18 protein-coding genes and 1 rRNA gene are annotated in these 21,479 nt (G+C 51.7%); 11 read left to right on the top strand and 8 right to left on the bottom strand.

What is annotated here, in order from left to right; all coding sequences use genetic code 11:
* Positions 1-8: 8 nt before the first annotated feature.
* A complete protein-coding gene (gene lpdA, locus LG202_RS01390; protein ID WP_230346646.1) occupies positions 9-1,772 on the top strand; it encodes a dihydrolipoyl dehydrogenase in 1,764 nt (587 codons plus the stop codon).
* Positions 1,773-1,842: 70 nt separating this feature from the next.
* On the opposite strand, the gene LG202_RS01385 is transcribed toward lpdA, so the two are convergent.
* Positions 1,843-2,922 (bottom strand): LLM class flavin-dependent oxidoreductase, encoded by a 1,080-nt coding sequence (locus tag LG202_RS01385; RefSeq protein WP_230346645.1) that lies wholly within the window; start codon positions 2,920-2,922, stop codon positions 1,843-1,845.
* Between the two features lie 422 nt (positions 2,923-3,344).
* Here LG202_RS01385 and LG202_RS01380 point away from each other — a divergent pair, with 422 nt between their 5' ends.
* The 6 genes from LG202_RS01380 (at position 3,345) to LG202_RS01355 (ending at position 12,829) form a co-directional block, all read left to right on the top strand.
* Complete coding sequence (locus tag LG202_RS01380) at positions 3,345-5,975, top strand: TonB-dependent receptor (RefSeq protein ID WP_230346644.1); 2,631 nt, start codon at positions 3,345-3,347, stop codon at positions 5,973-5,975.
* A gap of 242 nt (positions 5,976-6,217) precedes the next feature.
* Positions 6,218-7,459 carry an LLM class flavin-dependent oxidoreductase gene (locus LG202_RS01375; RefSeq protein WP_230346643.1) on the top strand — a complete coding sequence of 414 codons (1,242 nt, stop codon included), beginning with the start codon at positions 6,218-6,220 and terminating at the stop codon, positions 7,457-7,459.
* A gap of 39 nt (positions 7,460-7,498) precedes the next feature.
* On the top strand, positions 7,499-9,091 hold the full coding sequence (locus LG202_RS01370) for an ABC transporter substrate-binding protein (protein ID WP_230346642.1): 1,593 nt from the start codon (positions 7,499-7,501) through the stop codon (positions 9,089-9,091).
* A complete protein-coding gene (locus LG202_RS01365; RefSeq protein WP_459724218.1) occupies positions 9,088-10,194 on the top strand; it encodes an ABC transporter permease in 1,107 nt (368 codons plus the stop codon). Before LG202_RS01370 ends, LG202_RS01365 begins: the two co-directional genes overlap by 4 nt.
* The gene (locus LG202_RS01360; RefSeq protein ID WP_230346640.1) at positions 10,191-11,027 is read left to right on the top strand and encodes an ABC transporter permease; all 837 of its coding nucleotides are present in this window, start codon (positions 10,191-10,193) and stop codon (positions 11,025-11,027) included. Before LG202_RS01365 ends, LG202_RS01360 begins: the two co-directional genes overlap by 4 nt.
* Positions 11,024-12,829 (top strand): ABC transporter ATP-binding protein, encoded by a 1,806-nt coding sequence (locus tag LG202_RS01355; protein ID WP_230346639.1) that lies wholly within the window; start codon positions 11,024-11,026, stop codon positions 12,827-12,829. The genes LG202_RS01360 and LG202_RS01355 overlap by 4 nt, the downstream gene beginning before the upstream one ends.
* Positions 12,830-12,859: 30 nt before the next feature.
* Here the strand turns inward: LG202_RS01355 and LG202_RS01350 are convergent, their stop codons facing one another.
* From LG202_RS01350 to birA, 4 genes are read right to left on the bottom strand one after another with little or no spacing between them, the layout of a single operon-like run.
* On the bottom strand, positions 12,860-13,258 hold the full coding sequence (locus LG202_RS01350; RefSeq protein WP_230346638.1) for a hypothetical protein: 399 nt from the start codon (positions 13,256-13,258) through the stop codon (positions 12,860-12,862).
* 8 nt (positions 13,259-13,266) lie between these two features.
* Positions 13,267-13,923, bottom strand: a complete 657-nt coding sequence (locus LG202_RS01345) for an SPOR domain-containing protein (protein WP_230346637.1) — start codon at positions 13,921-13,923, stop codon at positions 13,267-13,269.
* On the bottom strand, positions 13,920-14,669 hold the full coding sequence (locus tag LG202_RS01340) for a type III pantothenate kinase (protein WP_230346636.1): 750 nt from the start codon (positions 14,667-14,669) through the stop codon (positions 13,920-13,922). Before LG202_RS01340 ends, LG202_RS01345 begins: the two co-directional genes overlap by 4 nt.
* Positions 14,670-15,647, bottom strand: a complete 978-nt coding sequence (gene birA / locus LG202_RS01335; protein ID WP_230348012.1) for a bifunctional biotin--[acetyl-CoA-carboxylase] ligase/biotin operon repressor BirA — start codon at positions 15,645-15,647, stop codon at positions 14,670-14,672.
* A 126-nt stretch (positions 15,648-15,773) separates the two neighbouring features.
* Here birA and LG202_RS01330 point away from each other — a divergent pair, with 126 nt between their 5' ends.
* Both LG202_RS01330 and LG202_RS01325 read left to right on the top strand, forming a co-directional pair.
* The gene (locus LG202_RS01330) at positions 15,774-17,537 is read left to right on the top strand and encodes a glutamine--tRNA ligase/YqeY domain fusion protein (RefSeq protein ID WP_230346635.1); all 1,764 of its coding nucleotides are present in this window, start codon (positions 15,774-15,776) and stop codon (positions 17,535-17,537) included.
* 12 nt (positions 17,538-17,549) lie between these two features.
* Positions 17,550-18,152 (top strand): flavin reductase family protein, encoded by a 603-nt coding sequence (locus tag LG202_RS01325; RefSeq protein WP_459724209.1) that lies wholly within the window; start codon positions 17,550-17,552, stop codon positions 18,150-18,152.
* Positions 18,153-18,160: 8 nt separating this feature from the next.
* Here the strand turns inward: LG202_RS01325 and LG202_RS01320 are convergent, their stop codons facing one another.
* Positions 18,161-18,484 carry a hypothetical protein gene (locus tag LG202_RS01320; RefSeq protein ID WP_230346633.1) on the bottom strand — a complete coding sequence of 108 codons (324 nt, stop codon included), beginning with the start codon at positions 18,482-18,484 and terminating at the stop codon, positions 18,161-18,163.
* Positions 18,485-18,667: 183 nt separating this feature from the next.
* Between LG202_RS01320 and corA the strand changes: the two genes are divergently transcribed.
* Positions 18,668-19,741, top strand: a complete 1,074-nt coding sequence (corA, locus tag LG202_RS01315; RefSeq protein ID WP_230346632.1) for a magnesium/cobalt transporter CorA — start codon at positions 18,668-18,670, stop codon at positions 19,739-19,741.
* A 3-nt stretch (positions 19,742-19,744) separates the two neighbouring features.
* Here corA and msrA read toward each other — a convergent pair whose 3' ends face one another.
* Entirely contained in the window at positions 19,745-20,284 is a 540-nt protein-coding gene (gene msrA / locus LG202_RS01310; protein WP_268867550.1) for a peptide-methionine (S)-S-oxide reductase MsrA, read from the bottom strand.
* A 133-nt stretch (positions 20,285-20,417) separates the two neighbouring features.
* Here msrA and LG202_RS01305 point away from each other — a divergent pair, with 133 nt between their 5' ends.
* Entirely contained in the window at positions 20,418-21,185 is a 768-nt protein-coding gene (locus LG202_RS01305; RefSeq protein ID WP_230346631.1) for a ParA family protein, read from the top strand.
* Positions 21,186-21,369: 184 nt separating this feature from the next.
* On the opposite strand, the gene rrf is transcribed toward LG202_RS01305, so the two are convergent.
* Positions 21,370-21,479, bottom strand: a 5S ribosomal RNA gene (gene rrf, locus LG202_RS01300); the annotation flags it as partial.

Genomic DNA, 21,479 nt, shown 5'->3' with positions numbered 1-21,479 from the left:
GGATCAACATGAGCAAGATTACTGAAGTATTCGTCCCCGATATTGGTAACTTTGATAGCGTGGATGTGATTGAGGTGCTGGTAAAAGCTGGCGACACCATCGCCAAGGAAGACGCACTGATCACGCTGGAGTCCGACAAGGCCTCCATGGACATCCCCTCTTCCCACGCTGGCGTGGTAAAAGAGATCAAGGTCAAGGTCGGTGACAAGGTCGCCAAGGGCGCACTGATCCTGCTGGTGGAAGAAGCCAGCACAGAACAGGCCAGCCCTGCCCCAGCGGCGCAAGAAGCCGCAACACCTGCACCTGCGACAACACCCGCGGCATCAGCACCAGTGCCTGCTGTGACTGGCGACTCCGACCTCAACACTGAAGTCGTGGTCCTGGGTTCCGGCCCCGGCGGCTACACAGCCGCTTTCCGTGCTGCTGACCTCGGCAAGCAAGTGGTATTGATTGAGCGCTACTCTACACTGGGCGGCGTTTGCCTGAATGTGGGTTGTATTCCATCCAAGGCACTGTTGCATACCGCCAAGGTCATCACAGAGGCAGAAGAAACCAGCCACCACGGTGTTAGCTTCGGCAAGCCAGAAGTCAATCTGGAGCAACTCCGCACATGGAAAGCCAATGATGTTGTTGGTAAGCTCACCGGTGGCTTGGCACAAATGGCCAAGCAACGCGGCGTGACCGTGGTGCAAGGCGTAGGCCAGTTCAGTGGCCCTAATCAGATCGCGGTCACCGCAGCCGATGGTAAAGTTACCACGGTTGGTTTCCAGAACGCCATTATTGCGGCAGGCTCTCAAGCCACCAAATTCCCCGGTGCACCTGACGACGAACGCATCATGGATTCCACTGGTGCTCTGGCGCTGGCTGATGTACCAAAAAAACTCCTGGTCATTGGCGGTGGCATCATCGGCCTGGAAATGGGTACGGTGTACGACGCGTTGGGTAGCAAGGTGAGCGTTGTCGAATTTATGGATGGCCTCATCCCTGGTGCTGATCGCGATCTCATTCGTCCGTTGCAGAAGCGTATGGAAAAACGCTTTGAGAGCATTATGCTTTCCACCAAGGTCGCCAAGATCGAAGCAAAGAAAGACGGCATCCACGTCAGCTTTGAAGGCGAGAATGCGCCGAAAGAAGCCCAGGTCTACGACCGCGTGCTGGTCTCTATTGGCCGCCGCCCCAATGGCAAAAACATCGGTGCCGAGAACGCTGGTGTCGCCGTCGATGATCGCGGCTTTATTGCCGTAGATAAGCAAATGCGCACCAATGTGCCGCATATCTTCGCGATTGGCGATATCGTTGGCCAGCCAATGCTTGCCCACAAGGCGACGCATGAAGCCAAGGTGGCAGCTGAAGTGATTGCCGGTCACAAGGTTGAGTTCATCGCCTCGGTGATTCCATCCGTCGCCTACACAGACCCCGAAGTCGCCTGGGTAGGCGTCACGGAAACCGATGCGAAGACCCAAGGCCGTGCCATCGAGAAAGCCAGCTTCCCTTGGGCGGCAAGTGGACGTGCATTGTCCATCGCCCGCTCCGAAGGCGCCACCAAGCTGATTTTCGACAAGGAGACACATCGTGTCATTGGCGCTGGTATTGTCGGTGTCAATGCGGGTGAATTATTGGCAGAGGCCGTGTTGGCGATCGAGATGGGGGCAGATGCCCATGATCTTGGCCTCACCATTCATGCCCACCCTACCCTATCGGAAACCATCTGCTTTGCAGCAGAGCTGAAAGAAGGCACGATCACCGATATGCTGCCGCCAAAGAAGCGCTAATAGTTTATATGGCCAAGCAAAAACGGCACCCTCAGGTGCCGTTTTTTTATGCCTGCTTTTACCTCACCAGTTAAGCCGCGGCCTGTTTTAATTTGTATTCATCACGCCTGCGAACCTCTTCACGCACAGTAGAGATAATGTAGCGCCCGTAATCCACCGCGTCATAGAGCGGCTCATAACCACGATTGAGGAAGGTAGTTACGCCAAGGTCGTAATAATCCAACAGCGACTGTACGATGGTGTCAGGCGTTCCCACCAGCGAAGTAGTATCGGCACCTGTGCCTATGGCAGTAGACGTAGCCATATATAAGGCCCGGTCATGACGGTCACCACGTGCAGCAATCTCCTGCTGGCGCAATGCACCACCTGCATGCAGATGTTGTGGTGCAATACCTTGATGGTTTTGTTTCAGGCGTTCGACGATTTCATACGCACGTTGCCAAGCAATGTCTTCCGTAGGCCCGATAATCAGGCGTGCCGAGAGACTGACACGTGGTGCAGGAACACCAGCCACCTCAGCTACGCGACGCAACTTGGCAATCCGTTCGGCAATATCTGCCAGAGGCTCGGCCCACAAGGCATAAAGATCAGTGTGGCGCACTGCCACTTCATACGCAACATCGGAAGAGCCGCCAAGCGAAATCGGGATATGGGGCTGCTGCAAGGGCTTGAGCGGAATAGAGGTATCCTTGAGCTGGAAATACTTGCCCTCATAATCGAATGGCTTATCCGTAGTCCACAAGCGACGCACAATATCCAAGTATTCCCCGGCACGTTCATAGCGTTGGGCTTTATCGGCAAGAGTATCGCCGTGCTCGGCATCAATGGCATGACCGGTAATCGCATGCAACCGTATGCGCCCACCAGTGATATGGTCCAGCGTGGCATAGGCACGTGCGGCCAGGGCCGGGCTTTGCAAGGCAGGACGGTGGGCAATCATGAATCCCAGATGTTCTGTCTGGGATGCCGCATAAGCCGCAAGGTAAGCAGGATCACCACCGCCATTAGCGATCAATACGCGGTCAAAACCGGCATGCTCATGGGCGCGTGCGAGGTCACGTAGGTACTCCAGATCCAACTTGGCACTCGCTCCCTGGCGCGGGGCATACTGGTTACGCGGAAACAGACCTCCAACAAATTCCACCGGCATTTCATCACTCCTCGGTTCTTGATTAATAAGGTCTATATGCAGGCAAGCACCATGCCTGATAAGACTTAATACAAAACCTCAATTAAACATATACTTGCCAGCAACCCCTTGCTCTATGCTGTCTGCATAAAAACAGTCATCCATCCATCATGCACAGACCCCAACAGCTAGCGCTGATTTTCCAGCAGCCATCTCATCTACCGGCCAATCTGTAGCACACCCGCGGCAATCAATACATTGCCTTATTCCTGCACAGCTGAGCTGCGTATGACACAACAGGGCTGATGCTTACCCAGCACACTAAATTCCCAATCAATTGATTTTTAATAACTATTTATTTGGCACAAAATTTGCCGACATCCCGAAAATTGTAAATTTTTGCAAATATCCCGCGTCTTGCCGGGATACAACCAGGGGAAAACATGAAAAAACACCAGTCGTTCGCCAAACGTTCGCTGGGCTTTATCGCCATCAGCACCTTACTGAACGTCTATGCCAACCAGGCGATGGCCCTAGAGAGCAATGCAGAAACCGGCACGAATACCGAATCCACTGCTAGTGATACAGAAACCAATCTTCTCGGTCATGTGGTGGTACAAGCCGAGACCCTGACAAGCTCGCCTCTGCCTAGCCGCCCGACCAGCTCATTAGGCGCTGAAGCTTCGGTATTGGACACTCCACGATCAGTGTTCGAGATCACCGCAGACCAATTGGCCAAGGATCCTATCCGTAACGCTGATGACCTGGTGCGTTACGGCCCGAGCATACAGCGCAATGGCGGCCAGAACGTCAATATTGCCCCAGTGATTCGCGGGCAAGCATCAGAACTGTTCCAAGACGGTCAACGTACCTATAACGTACGTCGGCCTTTCAATATCAATGCCTATGAAGGCGCCGATGTCGTCAGTGGCACACCACCCCAAGTGTTCGGCCCCACCTCACGCAGTGGCGGTTATATCAACTATCTATCCAAGCTACCTGACTTCGAGAAACAACGTTCCGAAATTCGCGGCCTCATCGGCACCTGGGTACCTAGCGGCGGCTCGTTCCGTACAGCGCGCATTACCTACGACACCACAGGCCCCATCAGTGATACGCTTGCCTATCGCGTCAGTATCACGCCGCAGCGCACCAATGACTACTACGATAATGTCAGCAATAATTTCAATGCCTTCTATGGCGCATTGGCCTGGAAGCCTCAGGATAATGTGCGCGTGGACTGGAATGCCAGCTATGATGACTACTATGATTACAATGTCATACACGGCTGGAACCGTACCACCCAGGACCTGATTGATCACGGCACCTATAACGCTGGTCGTGCCACCCCCATCATCCAGCAAGGCAGCAATTATTACTCCCCAGTCTATGCTTCCGGGGCAGCCGATTCAGCCATTACTGGCTGGCAGCAGCGTGTGCGTAATAGCGCTGGGCAAATGGTGGTAGTAGGCAACGTCGCCTCACCTTTCACCAACTCAAGTAACCCAGGCACAATACGTGGCTGGGTTTATGACCCCTCAACTCCCGGCAACGATACTGTCAAGCTCTCGCGCAGTGATTTTTCCCGCGCCGAGGACAAGAACACAGCCAAACGTGGCGTCAGCCAGCTACGTATCGCGATAGACCTCAATCAGCAATGGTCTATCCTCAACAGCACCATGGTGCAATACTCGGACGATACCAACGACTCGGTTGGCAGCTTCCTGACCCAATTCACTGACAAGATTTTCGACAACCGCACCGAGTTGCGCGGACACCATGAGTTCGAGTTATTCGGCCTCAAAATCAGTGACCGCAGCAACACCGGTATTTCCTTTCGCCGCGAAAGCTTCCGCTCATTAGCAGCCAATAACAGCTTTACCACTTCGCCATATGACCTCACTGCATCACTTGCGCTCAAGACACCTGCTGGCCTGTTGGGCTTGCCCACCTATGGCACCTCGGGGTCGTGGATAGGCCAGGCTGGCGTGCCACAACTCACCAGTTTCGGTTACTTGGTATTACCACGGATGTATCCGGTAGGAGGAGGGCTTTATGCCGAAGTCGGTGGCTTCCCACCGTCCGGTGCAGTCTATACCAGTGAGGGCCGCTGGACGACAACGTCTCTATTCACGCAGCAGAACTTCCTCATCAACGACAAATACGGTTTCAATATCGGTCTCAACTCCTCCTACATTGATGCCAGGATCAAGAATCCACTGGTTATCAACCCTGCTACCGATAACCGCAGCGACAGCTACAGCGTCTGGCTACCCAGCCTGCAGGCAGGCCTGCTCTACAAGCCTAGCCAGTTCACTACGCTATACACCAACTATGACCGCTCCTATGCCATCAATACCGGTGGCTTTGCTGACGTATTGACCTGGGGCAGCGGCAATCGGCTGTCTCCCCTGGCATTCCGTAGCCTGAGCATCTTGCGCGAAGTTGGGATCAAATCCGAGCTGGTCCCCGACAAACTATTTGCGACGTTGGCAGCCTACCGCCAAGAGCGTGACACTGCCCCAGATAACCTGGGGCAAATGGCACGACTGATTGTGAAAGGTGTGGAAACCTCGATTCGCTTCCAGGCAACCGAGCGCCTGAGCGGAGGTGCCAATGCATCGCGCACCGATGCACGCTACACCTATTTGGCCTACCCTGGGGGCTTCTTCTCTGCTGCAGGCTTTGTGCCGGACAATGCAACGGTGTTTGGTGATGGAAATTTCTTCAGCCGATTACCTAACCCAGGCGCCATTCGTGCTCCAGGCATCCCCAAATACTCTGCCAATGGCTATCTGGATTACCGTTTACCCTCTGGCCTCGGCGCTACACTGTCGGCTTGGTGGACCAGCAGCTGGTACACCAACCCCGCTCAAGACGTCAGAATCCCCAACAACCATAATTTCGACCTGACGCTGTACTACAACCAGCCCAAATACGATGTAGCACTGCGTGTCCTCAACCTCACGAACCGCAAAAACTTCAGCACTGGCGGCGTGGGTGGCACCACTGGGGAATTTGTCGTGCCCTCGCACCCACTCTCGGTGCAAGCCACGTTTGGTTATCGTTTCTAGGTTGATATGGACTAGCCTCCTAGTGGACACCAGCACTGCTGCTCATGCAACAGCAATGCTGGTGTCCAACCACAAGCGCAATATCAAGCCAGATCATAAATTCATATATTCCATATAAAACAAAAAGTTAACCACACACACAAAATACACCTGCACTGCACTCATGCTGGCATGAGGCTTGCAAAATACCTGCATGTCATTGCACGCCACTACAGTCACATGCATCAACAAAGGAATAGAACATGGCAGTCAAACTATTGTGGTACCTCACCGAACCTGATGGACCGGTACCTTGGGAAAACGATGGCCGCTGGAGTACAGGTTTTGACCATCTCCAGCAACTAGCGACCAGCATTGATAAACTGGGGTATTACGGCGCACTGCTGGCAACAGGCGGCGGCGCTGGCAATGATGTGAATATTGTCGCGGCATCCTTGCTGGCAGCCACCAGGCGTATGAAATTTGTTGCCGCCGTTTATCCAGGGCTGATTGCACCAGCGAAGCTGGCCCAGATGGCGCGAACCATTGACCGGTTTTCAGAAGGCAGGCTGATTTATAACGTCGTCAATGGCAGCGATGCCATCTTGCCATCCATGGGATTTCACATTACCCATGATGAACGTTACGACTTTAGCTATGAATACTGGGATGCCTTCCAGCAATTGTACCGTGGCTCCCAAGCGGGTTATGTCGGCAAATACATCAAGATTGATGCCGCACCGCCTGCGGTTGCAGGCATGGTAAAACGGCAACAAGCTTATTCACGTCAATATCAGGATGCTATTTCATTGTGGGGGGCGGGCACCTCTGCACCAGGTGTTGCCCATTCCGCCAAGTTACTGGATGTTTACCTCAGCTTTGCCGATAAGCCACACTTATTGGGCGAGAAATTCAGGCGTGTTGGTGCAGAAGCCGCCAAGCATGGCCGCAAGCTTACCTTTGGTACGCGCTTACAAATCATCGTGCGCGAAACCGAGGAAGAGGCCTGGGAATATGCACAATATCTGGTCGACCGCACCTCGGTGCAATACGCCATTGACTCGATCAAACGCCAACTGCCTCCCGGCGAAACTTTCGACAGCTATCGTAGCCCTGACCCGCAAGTGCAACAAAATCTGGAAAGCATTCGCGCTGGTAAGCTGCCCAAAGCCAAGGATTACGAGATATACCCCAATATCTGGACGGGCCCCGCACTGCATGGCTTCAACGTCTTGGGCCCCCTAGCAGGCACTACGCTGGTTGGCAGTGCCCAGAATGTGGCAGCGCGCATTCGCGAATTTGAAGCCAACGGCACACATGCCTTCATTCTTTCTGGCTGGCCGCTGATTGAAGAAGCCCATCGCGTAGCAGACCTGTTGTTCCCATTGCTAGACCTGGATCATGGTTTTGATGTGCCCTTGCTTTCGCCTGTGCGACGCGACAGCTATCCACATCGTGGCGAACGCCACCAGCACGCTTCAGAGACAGAGCAACAAGCTGCGTAACCCTTTACTCATGATTGACATCACACTTGGAAAACAGACATGACCACTGAACTATCCCGGCGTGGCTTTCTTATCAATTCTGCCGCCTTGGGTGGTAGCATCTTGCTTGGCGGTGGCCTCCTGAGTGGTTGCCGCAACAACAACGATAATGCAGTGACTGCATTACCCAGCACACCGCAATATGGCGGACGCCTGCGCCTAGGCATTATCGATGGCAGTAAAACCGGCGATCTGGATGCACACAAGCCGCTCACCACAGGTGCCATCATTCGCGGCTTCGCGCTTTACAGCAAATTGTGGGAGTGGGGTGAGGCCATGACTCCAGAACTTGCGTTGGCTGAAGAAGTAGATGTCAATGACAATGCCTCCCTGTGGACTATTCGCCTACGCAAAGACCTGGAATTCCACAATGGTAAGACGATTACTGCCGATGACCTGATTTTCTCGGCACGGCGCTTATCAGACCCTGCCCTTGCATCACCTTACCTGGCGTACCTGCAGTGGATAGATCGGGATAATCTGGTCAAGGTGGATGAACGTACCGTCAGGATTCCGATCAAGGGGGGGCGTGGCCTGCTTTCATTACCGGATAGCTGGGTGAATTTTGGTGGCCTCGTGCCGAAAGATTATCATCCAGTTACCAATCCAGTCGGTGCCGGTCCATTCAAGCTGAAAGAATTTGTGCCAGGGCAACGCTCACTGTTCACGCGTTTCGAGAACTTCTACAAGACTGGTCAGCCTTACCCGGATGAACTGGAAATCATTGACTTCAAAGACCAAACCTCGCGAGTAGCCGCGTTGCTTAGCGGGCAGATCGACGTCGCAAATGCGCTGGATCCGGAACAGGTCATTCCCCTCAAGCAAAACCCCAAGGTCAATGTCATCATCAGCGAAACCCATGGCTGGCAGTCGTTTGACATGAACTTGAGCAAGGCACCATTCAACGACGACCGGGTCAGGCAGGCCTTCCGCCTGCTCGTCAACCGTCAGGAGCTAATAGACCGCGCATTGGGTGGCGAAGGCCGTATCGCCAATGACTTATACTCGCCTTTGGATCCCACGTTCAACCACACCATTCCCCAGCGCGAATATGACCTTGAACAAGCCCGCTTCCTGCTGAAACAAGCGGGATACAACAATGACCTGAGAGTGGAGTTGACCGTAGGCCCTGGCTTGACTGCTGTTGCAGGAGGCTCGCCTGCAGGCTTGGTCTTGGCTGAACAAGCCAAGAAAGCTGGCGTCACGGTCAAAGTCACGCAAGTTGATTCCGCCACATTCGGTGGGCCGTTGCGCAATGATTGGCAGTTCAGCACCAATAGCCGGCTGGGTGGAAGCTTCCTGCACACTGCAGCAATGGTAGATAGCCCCATCTCAACCGCCAACAAGACGCATTTTGACAACCCTCGCTTTAATGAACTATTCACACAAGCGATTTCCACGACAAATGTCGATGCCAGAAAACCATTAGTACATGAGGCGCAGCAAATCCAGCACGATCATGGCGGATTAATCATCTGGGGCTATACCAACACGCTGGATGCCGCTGGCAAGCATGTCGGCGGGTTGGCACCAGAACGTTCCCACTTCCCGACTTGGCGCTTTGACAAATTATGGATAAACAGATCCGCATGACGATCCTCACAGGCGTAGGCAAGCCAGGAAAAACGGGAAGATGGAAAGCAAAGGCTTCATTTAGCACCTTGCCAATCACTTCCCAAAAGCACAAAACGCAAGCCTGGGTAAATCAGTACACCATCCCAGCCTGGCTACCCTGGATGCTCAAGCGTATCGTTTCCAGCTTACTGGGCATCATCGTTATCAGCATACTGGTATTTGCAGCCACCCAGGCATTGCCATCCGATCCTGCCCGAGTAATTCTAGGCCCAGAAGCCACAGAAGACGCGGTGCAGGTATTTAGGCAAACCCTTGGGTTGGACCAGCCAATCGCCAGCCAATATTTCCAGTGGATCAGCAACGCACTGCAAGGAGACTGGGGACATTCTATTGACTCCAACACACCCGTCACGCAATTGATTGCTGGTCGCCTGGAAAACTCACTGGCACTGGTGGCCAGCGTTCTGCTCATCAGCATCCCTGCATCGCTATTTCTGGGGGTGTTTCTTGCACTACGGCGAGATAGCTGGATAGATCGCGCCTGCCTATCCACCATGATTGCACTCAAGGCCATTCCCAGCTTTGCCATTGCCATTGGCCTGATGATGCTATTGGCAACATCAGTGTTTCCTATCTTGCCTGCCGTTTCACTCCTTGATCCTAACCGATCGGCGTTTTCTCAGCCTTTTTTTCTGGTGCTACCCACCTTGACCCTAGTGGTTGCCACCGTACCCTACCTGTTACGGCTGGTACGTAGCTCCATGATAGAAATTCTTGATTCTGAATTCATCACCAGCGCCAGGTTACGCGGCCTGAAACACAGTACCATCATCTGGCAATATGCAATCCCCAATGCGGTCATCCCGGCTATCCAGGCGATCGCATTAACAACTAGCGTCATGATTGGGGGCGTACTGGTTGTTGAAGTGGTATTTACTTATCCAGGCATAGGCAGCGCCTTGAATGCTGCTGTTGATATTCGTGACATTCCTGTCATTCAGGCAATCGTGGTTTTTCTGGCCGGTAGCGTTATGCTAATCAATCTGCTCGCCGACATTATGACTGTGCTATTGACGCCAAGATTGCGCACACAGCCAGCCAACGCAGGAGGCAAGCAATGAATATCACAACCTGGATCAGTAACATCAGCAAGAACAGTCAGGTTGGCCTCGGATTTACCCTGAGCGCAGGTATTCTGCTATTGGCCTTGATCGGGCCCTGGTTGGCACCTCACTCGCCTGTCGACCTGGTAGGCCCTCGCTATGGGTCACCTGATGCCAAGGCACTACTGGGATATGACTATTTGGGTCATGACGTCTGGTCACGCTTGCTCTCCGGTGGATTATCCTTGGTATGGATGTCTGTAGCGGCATCTGTCATCGCCTTGGCCTCAGGTGCCCTGCTCGGCATGGTGGCTGGCTTTTTTCGCGGCCGCATTGATCAAAGCATTGTATGGTGGTCGGATGTATTCCTTGCTTTTCCCAACCTGATCCTGATATTGCTGGTGGTTGCCATGCTGGGTCGAGATCCCTGGCTGATTGTGCTCATCGTTGCGATTGCCTTTTTACCTGGCGTCATCCGCTTATCCCGCAGCATTACACTGGGCATTGCTCAACAAGAATATATTGAGGCAACCACGATGATGGGATATTCGACGCACCGCATCCTGCTGCACGAAATCCTGCCCAATATCAGCATGCCTTTGCTGATTCATCTTGGCACCATGCTTTCATGGGCGGTCGGCATTCTTGCCGGGCTCAGTTTTCTTGGATATGGCGTTGAACCTCCCGCAGCTGACTGGGGGCTGATGGTCAACGAAAACCGTGCAGGTTTACAGATACAACCCTATGCAGTATTGGCACCAGCCATCCTGATCGCGTTGTTCGCATTGGGAACCAACCTGCTGGCAGAAGGCCTGGGAAGAGCACAATCAGGCATCAAGGAGGCCCGATGACATCAGCGCAATCGATTCCTGCCCTACTCACTGTCGATCAACTCAATATCACCCTGGAAAATGGCACCGAACTAGTGGCAGACATTAGTTTCAGCGTACACGCAGGGGAAGTATTGGCATTGGTTGGCGAATCAGGGTCAGGCAAGACCACCATCGCCATGGCCTTGCTAGCTCATACCAGGGCCGGTGCAAAGGTAAAATCCGGCACCATCCTCATCGACAGCATTGACCTACTCGCGCTCGCGCCTCAGGACTTACGTACAGTACGCGGTCACCTGGTCAGCCTGGTTGCGCAAAACCCTGCCATGGCACTCAATCCACTACGCACCATCGGCCAGCATTTGCATGACGTGTTAACAGCACATCGACCAGAACTCGCCCAACACCAAAGACAAGCCCAGGTAGTGACGATCATGAATGATGTTGGGCTCCCAGATGATGAAGAGTTCCTGGATAGATTTCCTCATCAACTTTCAGGGGGACAACAACAACGCATTCTGCTCGGGTTGGCATTTATTCTGCGCCCCAAATTGATTGTTCTGGATGAGCCAACGACAGCGCTTGATGTGAGCTCGCAGGCCAGGATACTCAACACCATCCGCGACCTATGCAAACGCTACAATGCTGCTGCCGTGTATGTTTCGCATGACCTCGCTGTCGTCAAACAACTCGCAGACCGCGTGATGGTACTTTACGCTGGCCGCATTGCGGAAATCTCGCCACGTCATCGCTTGTTTACGCAACCATACCATCCTTACAGCCATGGCTTGCTTGAGGCAATTCCAGACATTGCACTCAGACGGACGCCAAAACCTATTCCCGGCCAAACCTTAGCACCTGGCCATAGAGGCCAAGGCTGCGCTTTTGCACCGCGCTGCTTCAAAGCCACACAGCAATGCCATGACTCGCAACCATTATTACGCTCCCTGGATGAAGGGCATCAGCTCGCCTGCCTGCACACAACGCCATTGCCATTGGTACACGCGGAATACCAGCAGCGTAAGGCGGCTACCCGCCAGACAGGTAATACAACCCAGTCACCGATTCTGTATCTACACCACGTCTCAGCCCGATATGGCAAACAACCGGTGCTGCACGACATTTCTCTGGAAGTAGCCATCGGCGAATGCTTGGCTATTGTTGGACAATCCGGTTCTGGCAAGACCACCCTTGCCAAGATCATGGCGGGGCTCAATATTTCCGCTACTGGCCGTATCAACTTCAATGGTGAGGAACTACCGCTTAGAGCAGCCTATCGCGCCAGCAAGCAACGCCACAAAATCCAGTATATTTTCCAGAACCCTTACCAAGCCCTGAATCCAAAACATACGATTGGAATGACGCTTACCGCGGCAACACAACATTTTTTCAACCTCAATCCCACCACGACACAACAAAAAGTAGAGGGCGTATTGAATCAGGTATCGTTGCCTAAAAAAATCCTGCAACAATATCCACGTGAGTTATCAGGAGGAGAGCTTCAGCGTGTCGCGATTGCGCGAGCCTTGATCTGCAACCCTCAACTGCTTATCTGCGATGAAATCACGTCGGCATTGGATGTGTCAGTACAAGCGAATATCTTGGAATTATTACAATCATTACAACAACAAGGTCTTGCTATCGTTTTTGTCACTCATAATCTAGGAGTGGTGCGCACGATTGCAGATCGCGTCATGGTATTGAATCATGGCCGAGTAATAGAGGCCGGGACGGTGGACGAGCTACTAGATCGCCCACAGGAAAACTACACAAAAAAACTGATCCAAGATTCACCATCCCTATTTGCAACCGGCATCAGCTAACTCACCCCAGTCACAAATAGGCCTGCGGAATTATTCAGTATCAGATTGTGAAGAATGAGATGCAGCAGGTGTGCTGGCTACATCTGCCTTATTTTCACTGCTTTTCGGTTGGGCAGCCGCTCTTGGTTTACGCGTACGAGGCTTAGTAGGTTTCTTAGGCGTATCGGTTGCTGATGCGTTATTTGCTCCTGTGGCCTTTGGCTTGGCCGCCCGACTAGTAGTGGGTTTTGCGCCCTCCGACTTGGGTTTTGCCGGAGCCCTCCGCCGATTACTGGAACTCTTGGGTTTAACCGCAGAGGTTACTGGCACCTCTGCTGGCTTTTTATCACCATCAATCACATCGGTGACTACTTTGCTCAAAATCCGTTTCCCTGCAACAACTGCGGCAGCCAGTGCAACTTTCTTGATGATATTCTTGAAAATTCCCATACAGACTCCTATTGGCAAATGACCTGTTTAAGTTCGCTACCTGGAAAGTTTGCACCTTGTTTACTCAACTCACCAGCCATCTCGGCTGACATATCGTTAATGAGCAAACTGGCACGTCCTTTTTCTTGATTGCGTACCCCTTTTTGTGCTGTTCGAACCCCTTGACGCTGTAACTGTTCGAGTAGTTTATTCGCTAAACGTTCATCCTTGAAGACCCCGAACGAAATTGCGTTGCGCCAAGGTGCCTCTTGAATAATAAAACTCACCTCCACGCCCAGCGCTTTCAATTCGGCCACCTTGCTCTGTGCAGCCTGCAAAGAGGGTAACGGCGGAATATAGACCCAATAGCGCAAAGCCTCTTGCATGGTTTTCTGCTGCACAGTAGCCACCAGTGAGTGCTGCCCCAGAATCGCCTGTGCACGTTGTAAACCTGCCGCGGAGAAGCTCCCCCATTCATAACACGCATAGACTTCGTCTACCACGGTATCACCAGAGGCGCTAACCTTGGGCATGGCGTCCACATCATCCTGGCTCAGTAGTTTGATTTTATCGGCAGATAAAGGCTCATGTATTGGTTCATTGGAGGATGCTGTTGGCTGGTACCAACCGAGGCCAATCAAGGCAATGAGGTTCAGCAATAATAAGCCGCTCAACAACCACTTCATGGCAACTCTCTTTCCAAATACCAAAGCCCCTGCAGCACCAAGTAATCTTCTAGCTGATACTCCCTTGCAAATACATGCTTTTGCAGCAAGGGCAACAAGGTAGCCGCATCCCCTCCACTTAACATACAAGGCACTACATGCCCGCAATGCTCACTGAGCAATTGCACCAAATTATCCACTGCACCAGCCAATGCATACAAACTACCGCTATAGACAGCATCTTGGGTGTTCAAGGGAAAGTCCTGAAATACCCCGTGTATCTCTCCAATATTGGCCGCAGCATTAGCAATGCTGTTCTGCATTAATTTCACCCCTGGCACGATGATGCCACCAATAAAACGTGCCTGACCGGGGCTGGTTTTTTCGATCATATCGACGGTCAGTGCTGTGCCTGCGTTGACCACGACGCAACTACGCTGATAATGCTGCCACGCACCGACCATCGCCGCCCAGCGATCCACGCCCAATTGCTCCGGGGTGGCATAACCATTACTCAAACCACAAGCGTGCGCAGTGCTGGCATGCCAACGCACTGGCAAACCTAGCGGCTTGAGCAACTCCGTCAACATATCGTGCCGTCCTTGCCCTGCCACATTCGCCACGGCCACAGCATCACAGCCATGCCAGGCCGCAGGCACTTCATGACGATCCATGACGCCATGATGCAATATCGCACCATTTTCATATTGCAGAACGGCCCATTTAGTCCGGGTATTGCCAGCATCAATCACCAACCGGCTACCCATTTAACGCGCCCCCCGCAAACTGATTTCCCCAGAAGAAAAACGCTGAGTCCCATGCTCATTCTGCACCAGTAACACCCCATCATCGGCAATGCCCTGCACATGACCGAATTGTTCCCGTCCATCAGGGAATAGCAGCTTGACCACCTCACCATGATAAGCATGATGCGCCTGCCACTCTTCGCGCAAGGCAGCAAAGCCTTCTCGCTCAAAGGTATCCAATACTTTTACCAACTCTTGCAACAACTGGCCTAGAAGAGCATTGGGATCAATATTGATCGGCAGATGGCTTGCCATATCCGTCACAGGTTGATCAATTTGTGCACGTATAGCTGGTGGCAAGTTAAGGTTAAGACCAATACCAATCACCGCTGCACTAGGGCCATCCATATCGCCATTTAACTCAATCAGGATGCCCGCAAGCTTACGACCTTGCACAAGAATATCGTTAGGCCATTTTAATTGCGCACTGCGCAAACCATAGTGATGCAAGGCACGAACCAAGGCCAGCCCGACTGCCAGGCTCAAACCAGACAATGCCGACGCACCCATTTGGAAACGCCACAACAATGAAAAGGTCAGGCTGGCGCCGAATGCTGCTTGCCAGCTACGGCCTCGACGCCCACGCCCCTTGGTCTGTAGCAATGCTGCAGCCACCATTCCATGCGGTGCATGGCTTGCAGCTTGCTGCATCAGATAACTGTTCGTGGAATCAATCGCATCAAACAAGGCTAGTTGAAACCGGTGCTGCTGCGCTCCGAGCGCGTCCAGCACAGCCTGTTTATCGAGTAAATGTAAGGGCTGTGGCAGGCGATAACCTCGCCCTCTTACAGAGAAAATGTCGACACCCAAGGCTTCTGCAGCCTGGATCGCATTCCAGACAGAAGCACGCGTCACTGAAAACTGGCGCGCAATGTCCTCACCAGAGTGAAAACGGCCATCTGCTAGCAGTCTTAATATAGGAAATACCAAGTTATTCATTGCTGGGGCAGTATATCGCAAGCCGTCACCATGGAATGAATATTCTGGGAGCAGCCAACATGCATGACAGCCCGCTAGCGCATGACACAGTGTAAAATAGGCACAAATCAATAGCGTATTACCACCATGTCTGACAAAACTCCTGTTGCTCCAGCTTCCAATTTTATTCGTCATATCGTCGAGCGTGACCTTGAACAAGGGACTTACGCCAGTCGTCACTGGGCCCGATGCCCTGGGGATGCCCAACATCATGCAGCGGGCGAACCCGACCCAGCGAAAATCCGCACCCGCTTTCCACCCGAGCCGAATGGCTACCTGCATATTGGCCACGCCAAGAGCATCTGCCTCAATTTTGGCTTGGCGCGCGACTTTGGCGGTGTGTGTCACATGCGCTTCGATGACACCAATCCCGAGAAAGAAGAACAGGAATACGTCGACAGCATTTCCGACGCGGTCAAGTGGCTAGGCTTCGGTTGGGATGCATTTGGCGAATCCCACCTGTATTTCGCCAGCAACTACTTCGACTTCATGTATCGCGCTGCGGAATACTTGATCGAATCAGGCAATGCCTACGTCGACCAACAAACCGCCGAGGAAATGCGCACCAACCGCGGTAGTTTGACCGAGCCAGGTAAGAATTCGCCATGGCGTGACCGCGCTGTAGCGAATAACCTAGCATTGTTCCGCGAAATGCGTGATGGCAAACATGCGGACGGTAGTATGGTACTGCGTGCCAAGATTGATATGGCTTCGCCCAACATCAACCTGCGCGACCCAGCGATTTACCGCATCAAGCATGCCCATCACCATAATACTGGCGACAAATGGTGCATCTACCCAATGTACACGTTTGCCCATCCGCTGGAAGATGCTTACGAAGGCGTCACTCACTCGATTTGTACACTGGAGTTCGAAGATCAGCGTCCATTCTACGACTGGGTGCTGGAAAGACTGGCTGAAGGGGGGCTCCTTGCCCATCCATTGCCAAAGCAGTATGAATTCTCCCGTCTCAATCTCACTTACGTCGTGCTGTCCAAGCGCAAGTTGATTGAGTTGGTTGAAAAGCAATTTGTCAGTGGCTGGGATGATCCGCGTTTGCCTACCTTGGCCGGCGCGCGCCGTCGTGGCTATGCACCAGAGGGTTTCCGCCTGTTCGCAGATCGCATTGGCGTTTCCAAGGCAGACTCCTGGATTGAATACACTATCCTTGAGGACTGCATGCGCGAAGTGCTCAATGCTTCAGCGGAGCGCCGTATTGCAGTACTTGACCCGATCAAGCTAGTAATCGACAACTATCCTGTCGATCAATCCGAGGACTGTCACGCACCCAACCATCCGCAAAAGCCCGAACTAGGTCATCGTGTCGTACCGCTTTCGCGCGAATTATGGATAGAACGAGAAGACTTCATGGAAGAGCCGGTCAAAGGCTACTTCCGCCTGTTCCCAGGCAATATGGTACGGTTACGTTATGGTTATGTGGTCAAATGTACCGGTGTTGAAAAAGATAGCGCTGGTCATGTCTCCGTCGTGCATTGCGAATACCTGCCAGATACCAAATCTGGTACTCCAGGGGCAGATTCAGTCAAGGTCAAAGGCAATATCCACTGGGTATCGGCAGCACATGCCTATGCGGCTGAAGTACGCATGTATGACCGCTTGTTCAAGGAAGCCCACCCAGGTGCTGGCGAACGTGATTATCTTGATGACATCAACCCCAATTCGGTCAACATCATTACCGCACAATTAGAACCTGCATTGAAGGAAGCCAAGCCGGAAGACCGCTTCCAGTTCGAGCGCCACGGCTACTTCGTCGCTGATAGCAAGGATAGCCAGCCGGGCAAGCCCGTATTCAATCGCACTGTCACATTACGTGATGCCTGGCAGAAATAACTTGGCGCAATGATGTCATTTAACGCCGTAGAAACCACCAGTACCGTGCAAGCTGTCGCTTTGGAAAAAGCCTTCCGCTTACTTAACCACGGCCCTACAGTGTTAGTAACATCCGCTCATCATGGACATAGCAATGTCATGGCAGCAGCATGGAACATGCCCCTGGATTTCAATCCAGCCAGGCTTGCCATTGTGATTGATAAGAAAACCTTCACGCGCGACCTAATTGAGGCCAGCGGCACTTTTGCCATCAATATCCCTTGTCGTGCGCAAGCCGATATGGTCGTCAAAGTAGGCTCAAGCTCAGGCAGGGAGTTATTGGGCAAGTCACCCAGTAACAAGTTTGAAGCGTTCGACCTACACACGTTCCCCACTACACATATTGCAGCACCCTTATTAGCAGGATGTGTGGCGTGGTTGGAGTGCCGCATCATCCCTGAGCCGCATATGCAGCAGACTTATGACTTGTTTATTGCCGAAGTCATCGCTGCCTATGCAGATAACCGTGTATTCAGCGAAGGACGTTGGCATTTTGATGATCACGATGATTTACGCACACTGCATCATGTTGCAGGCGGCTTCTTCTTCACACCAGGCACTGGTATCAGCACCTAGCAAGTGCGTCATGGTTGCGGGCTAATACTCGCAATCGTCCAGCCCTGTTTTTCCTTATCGCGCGTTACAGAACACCCCAGCGCAATCGGCTCGTCCCCGGGCTGAATCACATGCTTGGTATGATCCGCTGTTTGCATACCCATAAACCAGCGGTCTAGCCACACTACCATGGTTTCCGAAGCGTCGCTCTTCAGCAAAATCAGCTTGCCATCATTGGCAAGACACTCAGAACTGTCATCCTCGACTAAGCTTACTTTCATGTCTGTAGCCAACTCGGCTGCCTGTAAATTCAATGCACTGCTTAATAAGGCTGCGAATAAGTAAAATCGCATACTTCCTCCGTTACATCATGGCGACACATCGTTGTATATGCCGCTTTAATTGTATTACCCTACAGAAAGGGCAGCGTAGCTCAACATCAAGTATTAACGAGCAATTCGGCTACTATTCTACCTCGGTACGCATGTCTTGCCGATGAAGTCTCTTCGTTAAATAAGTCAACCATTGGAGTAGGGATGAAAAAACGGCGTCATTCACACAGCAAGAAAACTGGATTACCCCCAGGCACTCTGGTGCATACAGGAGACGTGAAGACACCGCAGATCACCCTCACCCTGTTTCGCTACAATGCGGAATCTATCGAAGAGCACACCATCAGCTCGCTCAATGAAATACAAGCTGATGACACCCAAAACAGCATTCTTTGGCTTAATGTACATGGACTACATGACCCCAAGCTGATGGCTGAGATCGGGCAACGCTTCAAGCTCCATCCATTGGTACTTGAAGATATCCTCAATACCGACCAGCGCCCCAAAGTTGATGCGTATGATGATTACTTATATCTTGTCACACGCTTCTTTAGCTACGACTCAGAGCAGATGCTGGTGAATTCCGAACAAATCAGCATCATTCTAGGTGACCACTTTGTCCTGTCTTTCCAAGAGCGCCCCACAGGCTCTTTCGACCCTGTACGTGAACGCTTGCGTGCTAACAAAGGCTTGTTACGCAAGTCAGGTGCGGATGTGCTGGCTTACGCCTTGCTCGATATGATCGTCGATAAATACTTTGTCATGCTTGAGCAAATTAGCGACGATTGCGAAAAACTGGAAGATCAACTCTTGCATCACCCCAGTGATGCGGTATTGCAAAGCATACACAAACTTAAACGTGAAACAATGGACTTGCGACGCGCAGTATGGCCATTACGAGAAATCATTAACACCCTAATCCGCAATGAGTTTTCATTCTTCCAGGAAAACACCATTCTCTATTTACGAGATGTCTACGATCACAGCATTCACTTTATCGAGTCTCTGGAGTCATTACGTGACTTATTGGCCGGTATGCTTGATATCTACTTATCCAGTATTAGCAACCAGGTCAATAAAGAAGTTCGCATCCTCACGGTCGTTACCATGCTATTTATGCCCGCAACCTTGATTTCGGGTATCTTCGGTATGAATTTCGAGAGTATGCCGCTGCTGAAAGATCACTGGGGCTTCTGGATCGCTATTGCCATGATGCTATTTGTCGCTGGCGGCATGGGGCTACATTTCTGGCGCCGCCAGTGGCTCAGCAGACATTGATCCTCACTCAGCCTTGATACGCGCTCCATATTGAGCACGTATCTTCGCGATCTTAGGCGCAGCTACGGCAAGGCAATAGGGCTGGTTAGCGTGTTGAGCATAATATTGCTGGTGATACTGCTCCGCAGGATAAAACTCCCCTCCCATATGCATCTCTGTCACCACAGGCTTACTAAAAGTATTTTCCGTTGCAAATGTTTCCAACATATTGGTCAGCGATGCCTGCTGTGCGCTATCTTGGCAGAATACAGCGGAGCGATATTGCGTACCTATATCATGTCCTTGACGGTTCAAGGTCGTAGGATCATGTGCCAGAAAAAATACTTCTAGCAATATGGCGTAATCAATCACAGCTGGATCAAACACTATCTTGATCGCCTCTGCATGTCCTGTCGCTCCAGTGCAGACATCTTCATAGCTAGGATTCGGAATGTCCCCTCCAATATAGCCAGATACGACCTGCTTCACTCCCTGTAACTGCGAGAAAACTGGCTCCAAACACCAAAAGCACCCTCCAGCAAAAATAGCCACTGACTCTGCCAAAATTACGCCTCCATCTAGTTCAAATGGGAAAAAGTACAAGATTCATGCTTCAAATCCATGGATTAAGCATGCAGCTCATAAAGGATAATAAGGGCTAATATCCTGCAAACTATCTTGAGCAGCTGAAACCATTATGGCGCGTATTGCAGTTTTTAACCAGAAAGGTGGTGTCGCAAAAACCACCACAGCCCTTAACCTTGCTGCGGCATTACAACGCACAGGCAAGGAAGCGCTGCTGATCGATATGGATCCTCAAGCGCATCTGACACAGATTCATGGACAGCCTCCAGAAAGTGCCAAGCAAAGCTTGTTTGCATTCTACCAAGATGACAAACCACTTTATCATCTGGAAGTAGAATGGCCTGGCTTAGGTCATCTCATCCCAGCACATAAAGAATTGATTAAAGTAGATTCAGCGTTTGGCAAAGGCTTTGCCGTACTGAATAAGCTACGCGAAGGTTTGGATATTGCTGACAAGCTCTATATCAATCGCCATACATTGATCGACTGCTGCCCTTATCTAGGCACACTCTCACTCAATGCTATGTTTGCTGCAGACCTGGTGATTATTCCAATCTCATCCGACTTTCTCTCCCTCAGAGGAGCAAAAAAAGTAGGAGATACATTGGCGGCTATCGAACCAGTATTAAAACGCCGGATAGAACGACGCTACTTGCTGACAAGATTCGACCGCAGACGCAGCATGACATTTGAAGTACAGAAAAAAGCTAAGGAACTCTTTGGCGATCAGCTACTAGATACTGTTATTTCAGAAAACGTCGCTGTGGCAGAAAGTCCTGAACATGGAGTTGATATCTTCCGCCACCAACCAAATAGCACTGGTGCACAAAACTACTTGGCATTATTGATTGAATTAGCCCAGAAGTGGCCTAAAGAATAAGTAATATCAATGCAAGTGCGCGAAGACAGCCCTCTACAAGAGGGCTTTTCTTTTTAAAGTTACATGAGTATTCAGCTAAGGCTGCACACATAAAGCACTTATTTAACAAGAAAGTATCTAAAGTGACTCACTTACTCAAAAAATGAAAAAGCCCGCTAGATAACTAGCGGGCTTTTGAATAAAAGCCTGGCGGTGACCTACTTTCGCATACGAGAAGTATACTATCATTGGCGCGGAATCGTTTCACGGCCCTGTTCGAGATGGGAAGGGGTGGTTCCAATTCGCTATGGCCGC

Source organism: Methylobacillus methanolivorans, from assembly GCF_054588515.1.
This window is presented reverse-complemented; position numbering and strand designations above follow the sequence as displayed.

Excerpts from the sequence above, each read along its gene's own strand:
- lpdA (WP_230346646.1), top strand. The coding sequence starts at position 9 with ATGAGCAAGATTACTGAAGTATTCGTCCCCGATATTGGTAACTTTGAT.
- LG202_RS01385 (WP_230346645.1), bottom strand. The coding sequence starts at position 2,922 with ATGCCGGTGGAATTTGTTGGAGGTCTGTTTCCGCGTAACCAGTATGCC.
- LG202_RS01380 (WP_230346644.1), top strand. The coding sequence starts at position 3,345 with ATGAAAAAACACCAGTCGTTCGCCAAACGTTCGCTGGGCTTTATCGCC.
- LG202_RS01375 (WP_230346643.1), top strand. The coding sequence starts at position 6,218 with ATGGCAGTCAAACTATTGTGGTACCTCACCGAACCTGATGGACCGGTA.
- LG202_RS01370 (WP_230346642.1), top strand. The coding sequence starts at position 7,499 with ATGACCACTGAACTATCCCGGCGTGGCTTTCTTATCAATTCTGCCGCC.
- LG202_RS01365 (WP_459724218.1), top strand. The coding sequence starts at position 9,088 with ATGACGATCCTCACAGGCGTAGGCAAGCCAGGAAAAACGGGAAGATGG.
- LG202_RS01360 (WP_230346640.1), top strand. The coding sequence starts at position 10,191 with ATGAATATCACAACCTGGATCAGTAACATCAGCAAGAACAGTCAGGTT.
- LG202_RS01355 (WP_230346639.1), top strand. The coding sequence starts at position 11,024 with ATGACATCAGCGCAATCGATTCCTGCCCTACTCACTGTCGATCAACTC.
- LG202_RS01350 (WP_230346638.1), bottom strand. The coding sequence starts at position 13,258 with ATGGGAATTTTCAAGAATATCATCAAGAAAGTTGCACTGGCTGCCGCA.
- LG202_RS01345 (WP_230346637.1), bottom strand. The coding sequence starts at position 13,923 with ATGAAGTGGTTGTTGAGCGGCTTATTATTGCTGAACCTCATTGCCTTG.
- LG202_RS01340 (WP_230346636.1), bottom strand. The coding sequence starts at position 14,669 with ATGGGTAGCCGGTTGGTGATTGATGCTGGCAATACCCGGACTAAATGG.
- birA (WP_230348012.1), bottom strand. The coding sequence starts at position 15,647 with ATGAATAACTTGGTATTTCCTATATTAAGACTGCTAGCAGATGGCCGT.
- LG202_RS01330 (WP_230346635.1), top strand. The coding sequence starts at position 15,774 with ATGTCTGACAAAACTCCTGTTGCTCCAGCTTCCAATTTTATTCGTCAT.
- LG202_RS01325 (WP_459724209.1), top strand. The coding sequence starts at position 17,550 with ATGTCATTTAACGCCGTAGAAACCACCAGTACCGTGCAAGCTGTCGCT.
- LG202_RS01320 (WP_230346633.1), bottom strand. The coding sequence starts at position 18,484 with ATGCGATTTTACTTATTCGCAGCCTTATTAAGCAGTGCATTGAATTTA.
- corA (WP_230346632.1), top strand. The coding sequence starts at position 18,668 with ATGAAAAAACGGCGTCATTCACACAGCAAGAAAACTGGATTACCCCCA.
- LG202_RS01305 (WP_230346631.1), top strand. The coding sequence starts at position 20,418 with ATGGCGCGTATTGCAGTTTTTAACCAGAAAGGTGGTGTCGCAAAAACC.